This window comes from Mycobacteriales bacterium, from assembly GCA_035995165.1.
In the GTDB taxonomy this organism is placed as follows: Bacteria; Actinomycetota; Actinomycetes; order Mycobacteriales; family CADCTP01; genus CADCTP01.
In genome coordinates this window covers 18,729-35,054 of sequence record DASYKU010000083.1, presented here as the reverse complement: position 1 = coordinate 35,054, position 16,326 = coordinate 18,729, and the positions used below count along the sequence as shown (strand labels likewise).

At 73.4% G+C, this 16,326-nt stretch carries 13 protein-coding genes; 3 read left to right on the top strand and 10 right to left on the bottom strand.

The window, feature by feature from the left end; translation table 11 throughout:
* A partial coding sequence (locus VGP36_13570) for a helix-turn-helix transcriptional regulator (protein HEV7655744.1) occupies positions 1 to 273 on the top strand: 273 nt, incomplete at its 5' end.
* 23 nt (positions 274 to 296) lie between these two features.
* Here the strand turns inward: VGP36_13570 and VGP36_13565 are convergent.
* Genes VGP36_13565 through VGP36_13555 form a run of 3 tightly spaced genes read right to left on the bottom strand, consistent with a single transcriptional unit; the run spans position 297 to position 2,989 of the window.
* Positions 297 to 2,486 carry a heavy metal translocating P-type ATPase gene (locus VGP36_13565; GenBank protein HEV7655743.1) on the bottom strand — a complete coding sequence of 730 codons (2,190 nt, stop codon included), beginning with the start codon at positions 2,484 to 2,486 and terminating at the stop codon, positions 297 to 299.
* A complete protein-coding gene (locus VGP36_13560; GenBank protein ID HEV7655742.1) occupies positions 2,483 to 2,689 on the bottom strand; it encodes a heavy-metal-associated domain-containing protein in 207 nt (68 codons plus the stop codon). The genes VGP36_13565 and VGP36_13560 overlap by 4 nt, the downstream gene beginning before the upstream one ends.
* A gap of 18 nt (positions 2,690 to 2,707) precedes the next feature.
* Positions 2,708 to 2,989 carry a metal-sensitive transcriptional regulator gene (locus tag VGP36_13555; GenBank protein HEV7655741.1) on the bottom strand — a complete coding sequence of 94 codons (282 nt, stop codon included), beginning with the start codon at positions 2,987 to 2,989 and terminating at the stop codon, positions 2,708 to 2,710.
* A 79-nt stretch (positions 2,990 to 3,068) separates the two neighbouring features.
* Between VGP36_13555 and VGP36_13550 the strand changes: the two genes are divergently transcribed.
* Positions 3,069 to 3,836: a maleylpyruvate isomerase family mycothiol-dependent enzyme gene (locus tag VGP36_13550; protein HEV7655740.1), complete on the top strand. Its 768-nt coding sequence runs from the start codon at positions 3,069 to 3,071 to the stop codon at positions 3,834 to 3,836.
* Here VGP36_13550 and VGP36_13545 read toward each other — a convergent pair.
* From VGP36_13545 to VGP36_13525, 5 genes are all read right to left on the bottom strand, one after another.
* A complete protein-coding gene (locus VGP36_13545; GenBank protein HEV7655739.1) occupies positions 3,833 to 4,168 on the bottom strand; it encodes a YnfA family protein in 336 nt (111 codons plus the stop codon). The two genes, VGP36_13550 and VGP36_13545, sit on opposite strands and share 4 nt — an antisense overlap.
* A 57-nt stretch (positions 4,169 to 4,225) precedes the next feature.
* On the bottom strand, positions 4,226 to 7,006 hold the full coding sequence (locus VGP36_13540) for a Tex family protein (protein HEV7655738.1): 2,781 nt from the start codon (positions 7,004 to 7,006) through the stop codon (positions 4,226 to 4,228).
* Positions 7,007 to 7,093: 87 nt separating this feature from the next.
* Positions 7,094 to 7,870 (bottom strand): PrsW family glutamic-type intramembrane protease, encoded by a 777-nt coding sequence (locus tag VGP36_13535; GenBank protein ID HEV7655737.1) that lies wholly within the window; start codon positions 7,868 to 7,870, stop codon positions 7,094 to 7,096.
* 34 nt (positions 7,871 to 7,904) lie between these two features.
* Positions 7,905 to 8,147, bottom strand: coding sequence for a UBP-type zinc finger domain-containing protein (locus tag VGP36_13530; protein ID HEV7655736.1), 243 nt, complete (start codon positions 8,145 to 8,147; stop codon positions 7,905 to 7,907).
* A gap of 159 nt (positions 8,148 to 8,306) precedes the next feature.
* Positions 8,307 to 11,648 (bottom strand): ATP-binding protein, encoded by a 3,342-nt coding sequence (locus VGP36_13525; protein ID HEV7655735.1) that lies wholly within the window; start codon positions 11,646 to 11,648, stop codon positions 8,307 to 8,309.
* Positions 11,649 to 11,838: 190 nt separating this feature from the next.
* Between VGP36_13525 and glgX the strand changes: the two genes are divergently transcribed.
* Positions 11,839 to 13,896, top strand: a complete 2,058-nt coding sequence (glgX, locus tag VGP36_13520) for a glycogen debranching protein GlgX (protein HEV7655734.1) — start codon at positions 11,839 to 11,841, stop codon at positions 13,894 to 13,896.
* A gap of 5 nt (positions 13,897 to 13,901) precedes the next feature.
* Here the strand turns inward: glgX and VGP36_13515 are convergent, their stop codons facing one another.
* Positions 13,902 to 15,128, bottom strand: coding sequence for a formimidoylglutamate deiminase (locus VGP36_13515; GenBank protein HEV7655733.1), 1,227 nt, complete (start codon positions 15,126 to 15,128; stop codon positions 13,902 to 13,904).
* A complete protein-coding gene (locus tag VGP36_13510) occupies positions 15,125 to 16,285 on the bottom strand; it encodes an allantoate amidohydrolase (GenBank protein ID HEV7655732.1) in 1,161 nt (386 codons plus the stop codon). Before VGP36_13510 ends, VGP36_13515 begins: the two co-directional genes overlap by 4 nt.
* Between the last annotated feature and the right edge of the window lie 41 nt (positions 16,286 to 16,326).

Sequence of the window (16,326 nt, the reverse complement as noted above, 5' to 3'; positions counted from 1 at the left end):
GGGCGGGTTCGGGATGAGAGGGAATTTCGGGAGGTGGTGGGGCGGCGGGTTCGGTTGCAGCGGCAGTGGTTGCGGATGGGGCAGCAGCAGGTCGCCGATGCGGCGCGGGTGAGCCGGAACTTCGTGAGCGCGATCGAGCGCGGGTCGCAGGGGTTGGATGCGTGGCGGCTCGGGCTGGTCGCGGATGCGCTCGGGGTGAGCGTGGACTGGGTGCTGGACCGGATCCCGGGACCGATCACCGTGCCGGGGCCGCGGCCTCGACCGCGCCTCTGACGGACCCGGCTCGCGGCCGCCCGTCAGCGGAAGCGGCGCAGCCGCAGGCTGTTGGTGACGACGAAGACCGACGAGAACGCCATCGCCGCGCCGGCGATCATCGGGTTGAGCAGGCCGACGGCGGCGAGCGGGATCCCGGCCACGTTGTAGGCGAAAGCCCAGAACAGGTTGCCCTTGATGATGCCGAGCGTGCGCCGCGACAGCCGGATCGCGTCGGCCGCGGCGCGCAGGTCGCCGCGGACGAGGGTGAGGTCGGATGCCTCGATCGCCACGTCCGTCCCGGTGCCGATGGCGAGGCCGAGGTCGGACTGGACCAGCGCGGCCGCGTCGTTCACGCCGTCGCCGACCATCGCGACGATCCGGCCCTCCGACTGCAGCTGCCGTACGGCCTCGACCTTGCCGGCCGGCAGCACCTCGGCGACGACTTCGTCGATCCCGACCTCCGCCGCCACCGTCCGGGCCGCAGCCGCGTTGTCGCCGGTGAGCAGGACCGGACGCAGCCCCAGCGCCCGCAGCTCCCGTACGGCCTGCGCTGAAGTGGGCTTCACCGTGTCGGCAACCAGCAGCAGCGCGCGCACCGCGCCGTCCCAGCCGACGAGCACCACGGTCCGGCCGGCCGCCTCACCCGCCGCCTTCGCCGCCGCGAACGCCGCGGGGACCGGGCCCACGTGCCGCTCCCGGCCGACGAGCACAATCCGACCCTCGACCGTCCCGCGGACGCCGAGGCCGGCCTCGGTGCCGAAGTCGCAGACCGCCGGTCGATCGGGCGCGGCCGCGGCGATCGCCTGCCCGACGGGGTGCTCGGACGCCGCCTCGACCGCGGCCGCGAGCCGGAGCACCTCGTCGGCGTCCTGACCCGGCGCGGGTACGACCTCGACGAGCGTCATGCGCCCGGTCGTGACGGTCCCGGTCTTGTCCAGCACGACCGTGTCGACGCGGCGGGTCTGCTCCAGCACCTCCGGCCCGCGGATGAGGATGCCGAGCTGCGCGCCTCGGCCGGTGCCGACCATCAACGCGGTCGGCGTGGCCAGGCCGAGCGCACACGGGCAGGCGATGACGAGCACGGCCACCGCGGCCGGGAACGCGGCACCGCTGTCCACGAACAGCCAGATCGCCAGCGTCAGCACGGCGATCCCGATCACCACCGGCACGAACACCGCCGAGACCCGGTCGGCCAGCCGCTGCACCGCGGCCTTGCCGGCCTGGGCCTGCTCGACCAGCCGGGCCATCTGTGCGAGCTGGGTGTCGGCGCCGATGCGGGTCGCCCGGACCACCAGGCGGCCGCCGGCGTTCACGGTGCCGCCCGCGACCGTGTCGCCTCGACCTACCTCGACCGGTGTCGATTCGCCGGTGAGCATGCTGGCGTCGATCGCCGACAGACCGTCGGTGACCTCGCCGTCGGTGGCGATCTTCTCGCCCGGCCGGACCACGAACTCGTCGCCGACCCGCAGCTCCTCGACCGCGATCCGCCGCTCGGCACCGTCACGCAGCACCGCGACGTCCTTCGCGCCGAGCCGGAGCAGAGCCCGCAGCGCGTCGCCGGAGCGACGCTTCGCCCGGGCCTCCGCGTACCGCCCGGCGAGCAGGAACGCGGTCACGCCGGCCGCGGTCTCCAGGTAGATCGTGCCGGTCGGGTCGCCGCGTTCGGGCAGCCAGCGGAAGCCCTCGGCCATGCCGGCCTCGCCCGCGGAGCCGAAGACGAGCGCGTACAGGGACCAGAGGTAGGCGGCGAGCGTGCCCATCGAGATCAGCGTGTCCATCGTGGCGGCACCGTGGCGCAGGTTCGCCCAGGCGGCGCGGTGGAAGGGCCAGCCGGCCCAGGCCACGACCGGTGTCGCCAAGGCCAGCGAGACCCACTGCCAGCCGTCGAACTGCAGCGCCGGCACCATCGACAACGCGACCACGGGCACGGCGAGCACGACCGCGAGGATCAGCCGCAGCCGCAGCACCCGGGACTCGTCCGGGGCCTCGGGCGTCGGCAGCTGGGCCGAGTAGCCGGCCGCCTCGACGGTCGCGACCAGATCGGCCTCGCTGACCGTACGCGGGAAGCTGACCCGAGCCCGCTCGGTCGCGTAGTTCACCGAGGCACTGACGCCGTCGAGCTTGTTGAGCTTGCGCTCGATCCGGCTGGCGCAGGACGCGCAGGTCATCCCGCCGATCGATAGCTCCAGCTCGCGATCGGTGTCGACGGTGGTTCGCTGCGTGAAAGTCACGACGCCGGCTCGACCACCTGGTAGCCGGCCTCGACGACCGCCGCCCGTACCGCGCTCTCCTCGGCCGCGCCGGTGACGGTCAGCCGGCCGCTGTCCAGGTCGACGTCGACCGCGGTCACACCCGGCACCTCGGAGACCTCCTCGGTCACCGAGCGGACGCAGTGCTCGCAGGTCATGCCCTCGACCGCGTACGTGCTGGTCATCGTCGTCTCCCCCGTGCTCTAGGACCGCACCAGACGGGCGATCGCCTCGGATGCCTCGCGGACCTTGTCGTCCGCCTCCTTGCCCCCGCGGGCGGCCGCGTCGAGCACGCAACCGGTGAGGTGCTCGTCGAGCAGCCCCAGCGAGAACGACTGCAGCGCGCGGGTCGCCGCGGAGACCTGGGTGAGGACGTCGATGCAGTACTTGTCCTCCTCGACCATCCGCTGCAGACCGCGAACCTGGCCTTCGATGCGGCGCAGTCGCCTCAGGTGGTCGTCCTTGGTCTCGCTGTAGCCGGGCATGGAGCCTCCTCGGTCTCAAGGCACACCATACCCCCCTAGGGTAGTCATCGCCACTGCTCAGGACCGGTACGGTGCGGGTGTGCGCGACATCGAGCGGCTGTACGAGGAGCTCCCGGCCTGGACCGCGACGCTCGCGGCCCTGGTCGCCGGGGCCGATCCGGCGACGCCGGTGCCGACCACGCCGGAGTGGAACCTGGCCCGGCTGGCCGGGCATGTGGGCGGCTCGTTCCGCTGGATGACCACGATCATCGCGACCCGGGCGACGGAGCCGGTGCGGCACCGGGACTCGCAGGGGCGCCCGACACCGGACGACCCGGCCGACCTGCCGGACTGGCTGCGGGAGGGCGCCGCCGAGCTGGTCGCGGCCGTCCGGTCGGCCGGGCCGTCGATGGTGGTCTGGTCCTGGGCGGGAGGCAGTGCGCCGACGTCGTTCTGGCTGCAGCGGATGACGTACGAGGTCGTGGTGCACGTCGCGGATGCGGCGCTGGCGCTGGAGCAGCCGGTGTCGATCGAGTCCTCGCTCGCGGCGGGCGGCGTGGACGAGTGGCTGGAGATCCTGCCGATCGTGCACTCGTACAAGGAGACGCGGGCGCTGGAGCCGGGTCGTTCGATTCACCTGCACGCGATCGACGGCGATCTCGGTCCGGCCGGCGAGTGGGTGCTGCGCGGGACGGTGGACGGGCTGACCTGGGAGCACGGGCACGTCAAGGCGGACGTGGCCGTCCGCGGTGGCGCCGGTTCGCTGTTCCTGCTGCTCAACCGACGGCTGCCGGCGGATGACCCGCGCTTCGAGATCCACGGCGACCGGCTGGTGCTCGACCGCTGGCTGGCGGCCTCGGTCTTCTAGCCCGCCCGCGGCGCGTACATGATCACGACGACGCCGACCAGGCAGATCAGCGCGCCGGCGATGTCGTACCGGTCCGGGTGGAAGCCGTCGAGGACCACGCCCCAGGCGAGCGATCCGACCACGAAGATCCCGCCGTACGCGGCCAGGATGCGGCCGAAGTTCGCGTCCGGCTGCAGCGTGGCGATGAAACCGTAGATCCCGAGCGCGAGGAGGCCGCCGCCGATCCAGGCGATCCCGCGGTGCTCCCGTACGCCCTGCCAGATCAGCCACGCACCGCCGATCTCGGCGATCGCCGCCAGCACGAACAACACCAACGACCGCGCCACCGTCACGGCGGCCAGCCTAGGAGCCGCCGGCTGCAGGCGCCGCCCAACCGCTCCCGTGCCGGGTCAGCGCCCTCGATCGCGGTCCCGGGACTTGCCGCCGTCTCCCGAACCTCCGAAACCGGCCCGGCGGAGCGCGTCCGCCATCGAGCCGGTCGGCTCCGGACGTCCGCGCTGGTCGCCGCCGCGGCTGTCCCGGCGATCGTCGCCGTCGCGGCGCTCGCCACCGCGACGCTCCCCGCCGCCCGCTCTGCCGCCGTCCCGGCTGGCACTCTCCCGGCCAGCACTCTCCCGGCCAGCGCTGTCCCGACCGCCGCCGTCCCGGCCAGCGCCGTCTCGACCAGCGCCGTCTCGACCAGCGCCGTCTCGGCCAGCGCCGCCCCGGCCGGCGCCGTCGCGACCACCCCGGGCGTCTCGCCCGTCGGGGCGATCACCGCGGGAGTTCCCAGCAGGAGCGCGACGGCCGGCGTCATCCGCCTTGGGTGCGGCGGCGGGCTTGGCTGAATTCGCATCCTGTGGGGCGTCCGCCGCGACGGGTGCTCCCGCCGCAGCCTTGGTCCCGGCCCGGCCGCCGCCCGGCCCGCGCCGGCGGTCGTTCCCACCCGGCCGAGCAGCCTCGCGACCAGCGCGTCCGCCTGGGCGCCGATCCTCCCGTGGCCGCCGCGCGGTCTCCTCCTCCAACCGCAGCGTCAGCCCGATCCGGTTGCGCGGGACGTCGACGTTGAGCACCTTGACCCGGACGACGTCGCCGGACTTCACCACGTCCCGCGGATCCGAGACGTACGAGTTCGACATCGCGGACACGTGCACCAAACCGTCCTGGTGCACGCCCACGTCGACGAATGCGCCGAACGCCGCGACGTTGGTCACCACGCCCTCCAGCACCATCCCGGGCTGTAGGTCGGCCACCTTCTCCACGCCCTCGGTGAACCGCGCGGTCTTGAACTCCGGTCGCGGATCCCGGCCCGGCTTCTCCAGCTCGGATAGGATGTCGGTCACCGTCGGCAGCCCGAAGAAATCATCGACGAAGTCGCCGGGCGCCAGCGAGCGCAGCACCGGTCCGTTGCCGAGCAGCGAACGCACATCCGTTCCGGTCGCGGACACGATCCGCCGCACCACCGGATAGGACTCGGGGTGGACGCTGGACCCGTCCAGCGGGTCCTCGCCGCGGACCCGGAGGAACCCGGCGCACAGCTCGAACGCCTTCGGCCCGAGCCGCGGCACCTCCTTCAGCGCCGTCCGCGCCGCGAACGGCCCGTTCGCATCCCGGTGCGCGACGATGCCCTCCGCCAGCGATGGCCCCACGCCGGACACTCTGGTCAGCAGCGGAACCGAGGCGGTGTTCACGTCGACGCCGACCGCGTTCACGCAGTCCTCGACCACCGTGTCCAGAGCGCGGGACAGCACCGGCTCCGGGATGTCGTGCTGGTACTGCCCCACGCCGATCGACTTCGGGTCGATCTTCACCAGCTCGGCCAACGGGTCCTGCAGCCGGCGGGCGATCGAGACGGCGCCACGCAACGAGACGTCCATCGAGGGCAGCTCACTCGACGCGTAGGCCGAGGCCGAGTAGACGGACGCGCCTGCCTCCGACACCACGATCTTGGTCAGCGGCAGCTCGGGGTTGCGCGAGATCAGATCGCCCGCGAGCTTGTCGGTCTCCCGGGACGCCGTCCCGTTGCCGATCGCGATCAGCTCGACATGATGCTCCTGCGCCAGCCGGGCCAGCGAGTCGAGCGCCGGATCCCACTGCCGGCGCGGCTCGTGCGGGTAGATCGTGTCGGTGGCGACCACCTTGCCGGTGCCGTCGACCACCGCGACCTTCACCCCGGTACGTAGACCCGGGTCCAGCCCGAGCGTGGGCCGGGCACCCGCCGGCGCGGCCAGCAGCAGATCGCGCAGGTTGTTGGCGAAGACGCGGGTCGCCTCGTCCTCGGCCCGCTGCCGCAGCCGTCCGCGCAGGTCCAGGTCGAGCCGGACCAGCAGCCTCGTCCGCCAGGCCCACCGGACGGTCTCGGCCAGCCAGGAATCCGCCGGCCGGCCCTGGTTGGAGACCCCGAAGCGAGCGGCGATCCGGACCTCGTACGGCCCCGGTCCCGCGCCGGACTCCGGAGCGTCCTCCGGGTTCAGATCCAGCTCCAGGACCTCTTCCTTCTCGCCCCGGAACAACGCCAGGATCCGGTGCGAGGGCAGCTTGACGAGCGGCTCGGAGAACTCGAAGTAGTCGGAGAACTTCGCCCCGGTCTGCTCCCGCCCCTCACGGACCTTCGAGACCGCCCGGCCCCGCGACCACATGTGCTCACGTAGCTCGCCGACCAGGTCTGCGTCCTCACCGAACCGCTCGGCCAGGATCGCCCGGGCGCCTTCCAGCGCCGCGGCCCCATCCGCCACCTCCTCGGTGACGAACCCGGCCGCAGCCGACGACGGATCGGTCGTCGGGTCGGACAGCAGCAGGTCGGCCAGCGGCTCCAGGCCCTGCTCGCGCGCGATCTGCGCCCTCGTCCGCCGGCGCGGCTTGTACGGCAGGTAGATGTCCTCCAGCCGTGCCTTCGACTCGGCGCCAAGGATCTGCGCCTCCAGCTCGGCGTCGAGCTTGCCCTGCGCGCGGACCGACTCGAGGATCGCCGCCCGGCGCTCCTCCAACTCCCGCAGATAGCGCAGCCGCTCCTCCAGGGTGCGCAACTGGGCATCGTCGAGCGCTCCGGTCACTTCCTTCCGGTAACGCGCGACGAAGGGGACGGTGGCGCCGCCGTCGAGCAGTTCGACGGCCGCGGTCACCTGTCCCTCCCGCACGCCGAGCTCCTCGGCGATGCGGCGGGCGACGATGGTCTGCTCCTTCTCAGGCACGGACGCGACCCTATAGCCGTCGCAGCGCCGATGCGTCCGCTCGTCCACAGGCCGAGCGACTGTCCACAGATCAGCGATTGCCTCTGCCTAGGTCCTCAGGACCGCCGGCATCCTCGTCCCGCGGGCGAGCAGGTGCGCGAACCAGGTGAGGAGGCCGAGGCTGATGACCGCCAGCACGATGTACACCGGGATCGTCCCGGCGCTGTCCCAGATCGTGTGCAGCGCCACGGCCAGCACGAAGACGGCAAGGAAGCGCAGCAGCGCGGCGCCCTTCCAGCCCTGGTCCGCGGCGTACCAGAGCGCGGTCGCGGTGAGGCCGGTCCAGGCCATGTGCGCGGCCGGGCTCAGCAGACCACGCAGCAGCAGGATGTCCTGCACGGCTCCCACGTTGCCCTTGGACGAGATCAACGTGACGAACGCGTACCCCATGGTCTCCAGTGCGGCGAAGCCGGCACCGGCCGCGACCCCGACCAGCAGACCGTCGGCGGGACGCCGATGCCTCCGCAGCACGACCAGCAGCACGACCGGGACGATCAGCTTGGCCGCCTCCTCGATGAGCCCGACCGCCACCATCGGGAGCACCCCGAGGCCCCGCAGCGTGTCGTACTCGAGTAGGCCGGCTGTGACCACCCCGACCAGGCCGCCCAGGAAGGCGACCACGCCGATCGTTCCGCCGCTGACGTCGTACGGGAGCCGCCGTCCCAGGACGAACGTGACGAACGACGCCGGCGCCACCGCCGCACCGAGCAGGATCAACGACGGGACCAGATTCGGGTTCTCGGTCTCGATCAGGACCCGGCGCACGATCTCGAACAGCGCCACGCCGCCGAGCAGTACGCCGAGCCAGGCCCATCCTCGTACCATTGCCGCCTCCTATAGCGCCGCCTCACAGCGGAATCTAGCCGAGCAGCTGGTCCACGAAGCACCATCGCCACGACTCCCCGGCCTCCGCCGAGCGCATCACCGGATGCCCGGCCCGCTCGTAGTGGACGCTCGCGTGCCGAGCCGGCGACGAGTCGCAACAGCCGACGTGCCCGCAGGTCAGGCACACCCGCAGATGGACCCAGGGCCCGTCGTCGGGAGTGTGGTCCTCACACACCCCCGGCGTCCGCGATGTCATCTCGGCCGGTGCCGCCCGCAGGTGCTCGCAATCGGTCGGGGAGGCTGGGACCTGACCGGCCCGCAGCAGGCGCCGGAAGAGGCCGAGCGGCTTGTCGTTCTGCTCGTCGGGCCGCGTCACGCCGACAAGTCTCGCGCATGCCGCGAGCCGCTCGCCGTCGCGTCGGCGCTGCCGCCGCAGTCAGCCGCAGACGTCACCGGCGTACGCGCCGTCCGGCCGGGCGCGGGTCACCTCACTGGACTCGGTCCGATCGAGCAACTTGCCGCACAACGCTGCGTACGCCGTCGCCGGGCTGAGCGACTGCGGCGGGGCAGCGGCGAGCCGTGCGGCCGGGCCACCGGCCGTCGTCGGCAGCACGAGGGCGAGCAGGCTGCCCTGGCTGAGCTCGACGGGCGCCTCCCGGCTCGGTCCGAGCGGGCGGACGACCGGCCAGCCACCGGGCGCCTGCAGGGTGCCGATCTGACGGCCCTCGGACACCGAGAACAGCGCCACCTTGGTGTCACCCTGGTCGCGCATCGCACGGGCCAGCGACGTGCGGTCCCGACCGGCGCCGGTCTCGGTATCCGGCAGCCAGGTCAGGCCCAGCACCATCCCGCTCGGGTCGAGCGCGACCCCGCGGTCCAGCGCCGAACGGGCCTCCCTGGGCACCGGGACCTGGGCCAGCACGCGGCCGGAGGTCACGTCCCAGACCCGCACCTCGGGCGCGGGACCCGAATCGACGAGCGAGGCGACACGTCCGCCGTCGGCCGAGGCCCCGACGGTGGTGGCCTTGTGCACCGCGCCGTTCAGGACCCTTGCCTGGCCACCGGCCATGTTCAGCACGGACAGCACCGAGCCGGGTCGCCGATTCGGGCTCGACGGCGGAACCTGCAGGACGGTGGCCAGCTCGCCCCCCGGGGCGAGCCAGAAGCCGGGTATGTCGTCCCAATGCCCCGCGATCTTGACCGGGGGCAGTGCACGGCCCGACCCGACCTGCCAGCGCAGCACGCGCCAGACTCCGTCGAAGCCCTGGGTGAGGGCGCCGACCACGTGGTCGGTGCCGTCGACGCTGAGCCGGGTCACGGCGCTGAGGGTGGGGTCCCAGATCGGGGCCTCCAGCACGATCCGGCCGGTCCGCAGGTCGTACGCGGTCACGCAGCCCTGCACTCGATCCGGCTCGGGAGCCGCGCAGGGCGTCCGCGGGGCTTCCGGGTCGAGCGGCCCGCTGGTGGTCCCGGCGAAGGCGGCGACCGTCCCACGGGCTCCCGCCGCGGCCAGGATCCTGTAGGACATGAGCGGCATCGGGTCCAGCAGGATCCGACCCACCGAGCCGCCGTCGATCCGGAACGCGGCCGGCTTCTGGTCCGCGGTGGTCGCGACCATGACCCGGCCGTCGGCGCTGACCTTGCCGGTGAGGTCGTAGGACGGGGAGGCGCTGTAGTCCGGCAGCACCGCGTCGGCGACCAACGTCGCCCGGCCGACCGACTCCACCGCCTTGTCCGCGGCGTCGGTGTGCCGGGTGCGGTAGCCGCGCAGCGCGAACAGCACCTTGCCGTACGGGTCCCGCAGCGCGGCCGGATGGCCGGCGCCGGCCTTGGCCGCGAGGTCGTTCGCGGCGCGGGACGCGGCACCGCGATCCCGGGCGACCACGAGGTAGGTGACGGCGAGGATCAGGACCAGCACGGCGACGGCGGTGCGGACCAGCATCGATCGGTGCCGGGTTCGGCCCCGTGCGAGGAAGCGACGCTCGGCCGGGCTCATCTGATCGGCGTGTTCGCCGGTCCAGCGCGATGCCGTCCGCAATTCGGCGCGCCCAGGCAATTTGCCGACCGGCCGATCGGCGTCCGACCATGCGCGCATCCGCTGGCGCAGAGTCTCCTGCCAGCGCCGGAAATCACGATTGCGGACAGCAAGTTCCGTCAGCCGCGACCAGTGCGCGACCAAGGACTCGTGCCCGAGCTCGACCGCGAAGGACGGACCGCCCTTCGCGGACTCGGTCTCGCTGAGCACGAGCAGCCGCTGGGTCGCCAGGCGGCAGGCGATGGCCCAGGCCTCCGGGTCCAGCTCGGACGGGAGCGCGGCGCGGCGGATGAAGCCGGATCCGTCCGGCAGCGGCCGGATCAGCTGCACCAGCAGCCGCTCCCCGGCCCGGCACTGCGCCGGGCTCAGCTCGGACCAGACCTCCTCGGCATGCTGGCCCGGCGCCGCATCGACCCGGCCGATCTCGTCGTACGCCAGGTGTCGGAGCCGGCCGTCGCGCTCCCGGTCCCAGAGGGCGGCCAGCGTGAACTGCAACAACGGGAGCCGGCCGGCGGCGATGCCCAGGTCGCCGAGCAGCCGGTCGGGCAACCCGGCCTCGAAGACGACCGAGTGCAGGCGTTCCACCGGCATCGTCACCAGCTCGCGCAGCTCGGCCCGGGTCGGCTCGGCCACCGACACCAGCCAGGGGTCGTCGACGAGCGGGGCCGTCGCCGGGTGCCGCAACGCCTCGCCGAGGAAGTCCGCCCGCAGCGCGGTGACCACGGCGAACGACCGGCCCCCGTTCAGCGCGCTGGTCAGCACCGCGCCGAACTCGGTCAGCTCGTCCGGCCGGGCACCTGCGAACACCTCCTCCAGTTGGTCCACCACCAGGACCAGCCGCTCGGCGCCCGCCCGGGCGAGCACGGCGGAGACGACCTCGGCGATCCGGCCGTACCGGAGCAGGTGCTCGAGCGCGGTCACCCGCTCCGCCCGGGCGACGGGATCGGCCGCCGCCGGCCCGGCCCGGTCCAGCGCGAGGGCCAGCGACCGCAGCGGGCTCGCCGACTCGGCCGGCCGGGTCACGGTCACCACCGTGTCGGTCCGGGTCCGCAGGGCCGGCATCAGGCCGGCGTGCAGCAGCGAGGACTTCCCCACCCCGGACGGTCCGAGCACGGTGACGACCGGCGCGACCCGGCTCAGCGCGTCGAGGCGGTCGACCAGCTCGGTCCGGCCGAAGAACGAGACCGCGTCCTGCTCCCGAAAGGCCCGGAGCCCGGGGAAAGGGCTGGCGATCCGGGCCTGCTCGGACAGCCGGGGCCACGCCGCGAACAGCGTCGCGGCCGGGACCATCCGAGCGCCCGGCGGATCGGCGATGACCATGCCGACAGCGACGCCAGCGTCCACGTCCCAGACCGGCGTCCCGGACAGGCCGCCGCCCGCGTCCTCGACGTCGATCCGCGCCAGGCCCGCCGCCTGCGTGCCCCGCAGCCGGCCTACGGAGTACGTGCCGGTGTGCTGGCCGACCGGGAAGCCGAGCAGCACGACCCGCCGGTCGAACGGGTGGTCCACCCGGGCCATCGGCAACGGCGCCGCGTCGCCCGGCGCCGGCCGGTCCAGCTGGAGGCCGGCAATGTCCTGCGACTCGCCGGCCAACCGGGACGGCGGGACCCAGCGGACGACCCGGGCCGGCAGCCGGCCGCCGGGGTCGAGCATCGGGAAGTCGATCTCGAGGACGGCCTCGGGCGGAACCACCGCCTCCGGCGCCCGCCCGAGCGCGAGGTTGACCACCTGCGTCGCGGTCACCAGATGATCCGGGGAAGCGAGGAACGCCGCCCCGACCGGGCGCCCACCGAGACCCCAGACCCGCGCGACGGCGGCATCCAGCGGAGCACCGTTCGACCCCATCAGCATCGAAGGTATCAGCGGCGTATCGCCCATCACCCCGCTCAACGGATACCACCCGCTGGGCCGGGAGGCCCTAGGCTCCGGGCACGTGACGGAGATCTGGCCTGGCTCGTTCGTTCCGGTCCCGCTCGGCGCCCATCCGCAGGACGGCGGTACGACCTTCGCCGTCTCCTCGGACGTGGCGACAGCGGTGACCCTGTGCTTGTTCGACGAGAACGGTGCGGAGGAAAGACTCGCCATGCCCGCGTACGACGCGGGTGTCTGGCGTGGCTTCGTGCCGGGCGTCGGACCGGGCCGGCGGTACGGCTATCGCGTCACCGGCCCCTACGATCCCGGCTCCGGAGCACGCTGCAACCCGGCCAAGCTCCTGCTCGACCCGTACGCGCGGGCGATCGACGGGGACGTGCGTTGGGATCCGTCGTTGCTCGGCGACGACCCGGGCGACTCGGCCGGGGCGGCGCCGCGCTCGCTGGTGGTGGACACCGCCTTCGACTGGGGCGACGACGCGGCGCCGCGGACGCCGTACGGGCGGTCCGTGATCTACGAGACGCACGTCAAGGGCATCACCGCCCGGCACCCGGACGTGCCGGAGGACCAGCGCGGGACCTATGCCGGCCTGGCCCACCCGGCGGTGATCGAGCACCTGAACACGCTCGGGGTGACGGCGGTCGAGCTGCTGCCGGTACATCACTCGCTGACCAACGGCATCCTCGCCGACGCCGGCAAGGTCAACTACTGGGGCTACGACACGATCGGTTACTTCGCGCCGCACGCGCCGTACTCGGCCGCGGTGCGGGCCGGGCGCGCCGGTGGGCAGGTGGCCGAGTTCCAGAGCATGGTGAAGGCGCTGCACGCAGCCGGCCTCGAAGTGATCCTCGACGTCGTCTTCAACCACACCGCCGAGGGCAACGAGCGGGGTCCGACGCTGTGCTTCCGCGGGCTGGACAACGCCGGCTACTACCGGCTGGTGCCGGGCGACCGCGCCCACTACTTCGACACCACCGGCACCGGGAACAGCCTCGACACCGGGCAGCCGGACTGCCTGCGACTGGTGCTGGACTCGCTGCGGTTCTGGGTCACCGAGTATCGCGTGGACGGGTTCCGGTTCGACCTCGCGCCGACGCTGGCCCGGCAGGACGGCACCTTCACCCGGCTGTCGGACTTCTTCGACGCGATGCACCAGGACCCGGTCGTCTCCCAGATCAAGCTCATCGCCGAGCCCTGGGACGTCAACCAGCCCGACTCGTACGACGTGGGTCGCTTCCCGCCGGGCTGGACGGAGTGGAACGGGCGGTACCGGGACACCGTGCGGTCGTTCTGGCGCAGCGACGAGGGCACGCTCGCCGACCTCGGCACCCGGGTCACCGGCTCCCCCGACCTCTACGGCCCGGCCCGCAACCGGCCGTCCGCGTCGGTGAACATCCTCACCACCCACGACGGCTTCACCTTGCGCGACCTGGTCTCCTACGACCACAAGCACAACGACGACAACGTGCCGGATCCCGGTGGTGCCGACGACAACCGGTCCTGGAGCTGCGGCGCCGAGGGGCCGACCGACGACCCCGAGGTGAACGCGCTGCGGGCCCGGCAGTCGCGGGCGTTGCTGGCGACACTGTTCCTGTCCCGCGGCGTGCCGATGCTGCTCGGCGGGGACGAGATGGGACGCACCCAGGGCGGCAACAACAACGCGTACTGCCAGGACAACGAGGTGTCCTGGTACGACTGGTCCGCGGTCGACACCGAACTGCTGGACTTCACCCGGCGGCTCATCGCCTTCCGGAAGGCGCACGCGGTGCTGCGGCGGCGGCGCTACCTGACCCCGGACGACATGCGCTGGTACACGCCGGCCGGGACGTCGATGACGGACGAGGACTGGGCCTGGTCGCGGACGGTCGTGGCGCACGTCGACGGCGGCGTCACCCCGGACGTGGACGAGCGGGGACGGCCCGAGCTGGACGACGACCTGCTGGTCGCGGTCAACGGCTGGTGGGAGGAGGTCGAGGTCACCGTTCCGGCGATCGGGCGGCCGGCACACTGGATGCTGGAGTTCGACACGTACGGGGCCTCGCCGGTGGGGACGACCGTCGCGGGCGAGACGTTCCCGCTACGGCCGCGGTCCCTCGTCGTCCTGCGCGCGCCGCGCTAGCCGGGTCAGACCAGACGGCGGCCGTCGACCACGACCGTGTGCACGTCGGCGGACGACGCCGCGAACACGACCTGGGCCGGCTCCGCGGTCGCGTCCAGGCTGACCGCGACGAGGTCGGCCCGCGCGCCCGCTTCGAGGCGGCCCGCGTCGGGCCAGCCGAGCGCGTCGTGCGCGGTGGCCGCGTCGATCAGGGACGCGGGCGTGAGGACGCCGCGGCGACCGGTCGCCAGCCGCTGGTGCAGCTCCAGGTCGCGCGCCTCGGCCAGCAGGTCCGCGCGGACGTGCTGGTCGCTGCCGAGCGACAGCCTGACCCCGGCGCGGTGCAGGGCCTCGGCCGGACCGATGCCGTCGGCCAGGTCGGCCTCGGTCGAGGGGCAGAAGCACACGCCGGTGCCCGAGGAGGCCAAGGTGTCGATATCGGCCGGGGTCAGGTGCGTCCCGTGGACGGCCGTGGTGCGGCCGGACAGGACACCGTGCGCGGCCAGCAGGGCGGTCGGCGTGACGCCGTGGACGGCCAGGCAGGCCTCGTTCTCGGCCCGCGGCTCGGACAGGTGCACGTGCAGCGGTCCGGCGACACCGGCCACTGTGGACAGTGCAGCGGGCGGGACCGCCCGGACGGAGTGCACGGCGGCGCCGACCAGGAAGCCGGAGGACGGCCCGAGCGCGGAGACCCGGGCGGCCCAGGCGTCCGCGTCCGCGTCGCCGAACCGGAGCTGCGCGCCGTCCAACGGGAGATACCCGGAGGCGGTCAGCCCGCCCGCGAGGTAGCAGGTGTCCAGCAACGTCAGCCGGACGCCGACGTCGGCGGCGGCCTGCCGCAGTGCCTCGCCCATCGCGTTCGGGTCGGCGTACGGAATCCCGCCGGGGCCGTGGTGCAGGTAGTGGAACTCACCGACCGTGGTGACCCCGGCCCGCAGCAGCTCCGCGTACGTCTCCCGGGCCAGCGCGAGGTACGAGTCGGGGTCCAGCCGCTCGGCCACCGCGTACATGGCCTCGCGCCACGACCAGAAGGTGCCACCGCCGTCGTGAGTGCGCCCCCGCAGCGCCCGATGGAACGCGTGCCCGTGCACGTCCGCGAACCCGGGCAGCACGACGCCGGCCAGCCGGTGCGAGCCGCCCGGGCTGGTGCCGGCGGTGACCGAATGGAACCGTCCGCCCTCGATGATGAGCGTGACCCCGGACGCAACCCCACCCGGCAGCCACGCGTGCTCGGCCCAATAGGACGCGGTCACGCCGCGAGGTCCTCGATCACCGCGGCCAGCGCGTCGATCCCGGCCAGGCAGTCGTCGCGCTCGGCGTGCTCGGCCGGGGAATGGGAGACGCCGGTCGGGTTGCGGACGAACAGCATCGCGGCCGGGATCCCGGCCGCGGCCAGGATGCCGGCGTCGTGCCCGGCACCGGTCGGCAGCACCGGTGCATCCCCGAGCAGCCGGGACAGCCGGGTCACCAGCTCCGGCGCGAACCGGGTGTCTTCGGTGAAGGATTCCTGCACCGGCGGCACGCCCGCGGCGCGACCGACGTCGGCGGCGACCTCCGCGGCGGCCGGGCCGCGGGCGTCCAGCCAGGCGGTGACCGCGGACGGGATGGCGTTCACCCCGTTCGGCGCGACCGTGACCTTTCCCACCGTGGCGACGCAGTCCCGCGCGGTCGCCGACGACCGGGCCGTCGTGATCGCCGCGGCCAGGTCGAGCATCGGATCGTGGCGGTCGGCCAACCGGGTCGTGCCGGCGTGGTTGGCCTCACCGGCCAGGTCCAGCCGCCACCGGCCATGGGCCCAGATCGAGGAGCCGACCGCGACCGGCCGGTCCAGGTCGACCAGCCCGCGACCCTGCTCGACGTGCAACTCGACGAAGGCGCCGACCCGGGCGAGCGTCTCCTCGTCCCGCCCGACGGCGTCCGGTCGGAAGCCGGCCGTCCGCATAGCCGCCGCCATCGTCTCGCCGTCACCGTCGGTGAGACCGAGGCCGCGCGCGGCCGCCAGCGCTCCGGTGAGCAGGCGCGACCCGGCGCAGGCGACGCCGAAGCGGGCGCCCTCCTCGTCACCGAAACAGGCGACCGCGATCGGCCGGGACGGGCGGAAGCCCTTCTCCCGCAGGGCGTCCAGCGCGCAGAACGCCGACACCACGCCGAGCGGGCCGTCGAACGCGCCGCCGTCGGGAACGGAGTCCAGATGAGAGCCCATCACCACACCGGGGCCATCGCCGGTGCTCCACCAGGCCCACTGGTTCCCGGCGCGGTCCACGACGAGGTCGAGTCCACGCGCCGCGGCCTCGCCGGCGAACCACTCCCGGAGTGCGGAATCCACCGGCGTCCAGGCGTAACGCCGGTAGCCACCGGAAGAGGCAGAACCGATCGGAGCCAGCGCCGACCACAACGTGTCAAAGCTCATCCGAGCAGTATTACCCGGGCCTCGTGCCGAGTGGGGACGGC

Coding starts and splice junctions, on each gene's coding strand:
- VGP36_13535 (HEV7655737.1), bottom strand. CDS start 7,870: ATGGTACGAGGATGGGCCTGGCTCGGCGTACTGCTCGGCGGCGTGGCG.
- VGP36_13510 (HEV7655732.1), bottom strand. CDS start 16,285: ATGAGCTTTGACACGTTGTGGTCGGCGCTGGCTCCGATCGGTTCTGCC.
- VGP36_13560 (HEV7655742.1), bottom strand. CDS start 2,689: ATGACCAGCACGTACGCGGTCGAGGGCATGACCTGCGAGCACTGCGTC.
- VGP36_13555 (HEV7655741.1), bottom strand. CDS start 2,989: ATGCCCGGCTACAGCGAGACCAAGGACGACCACCTGAGGCGACTGCGC.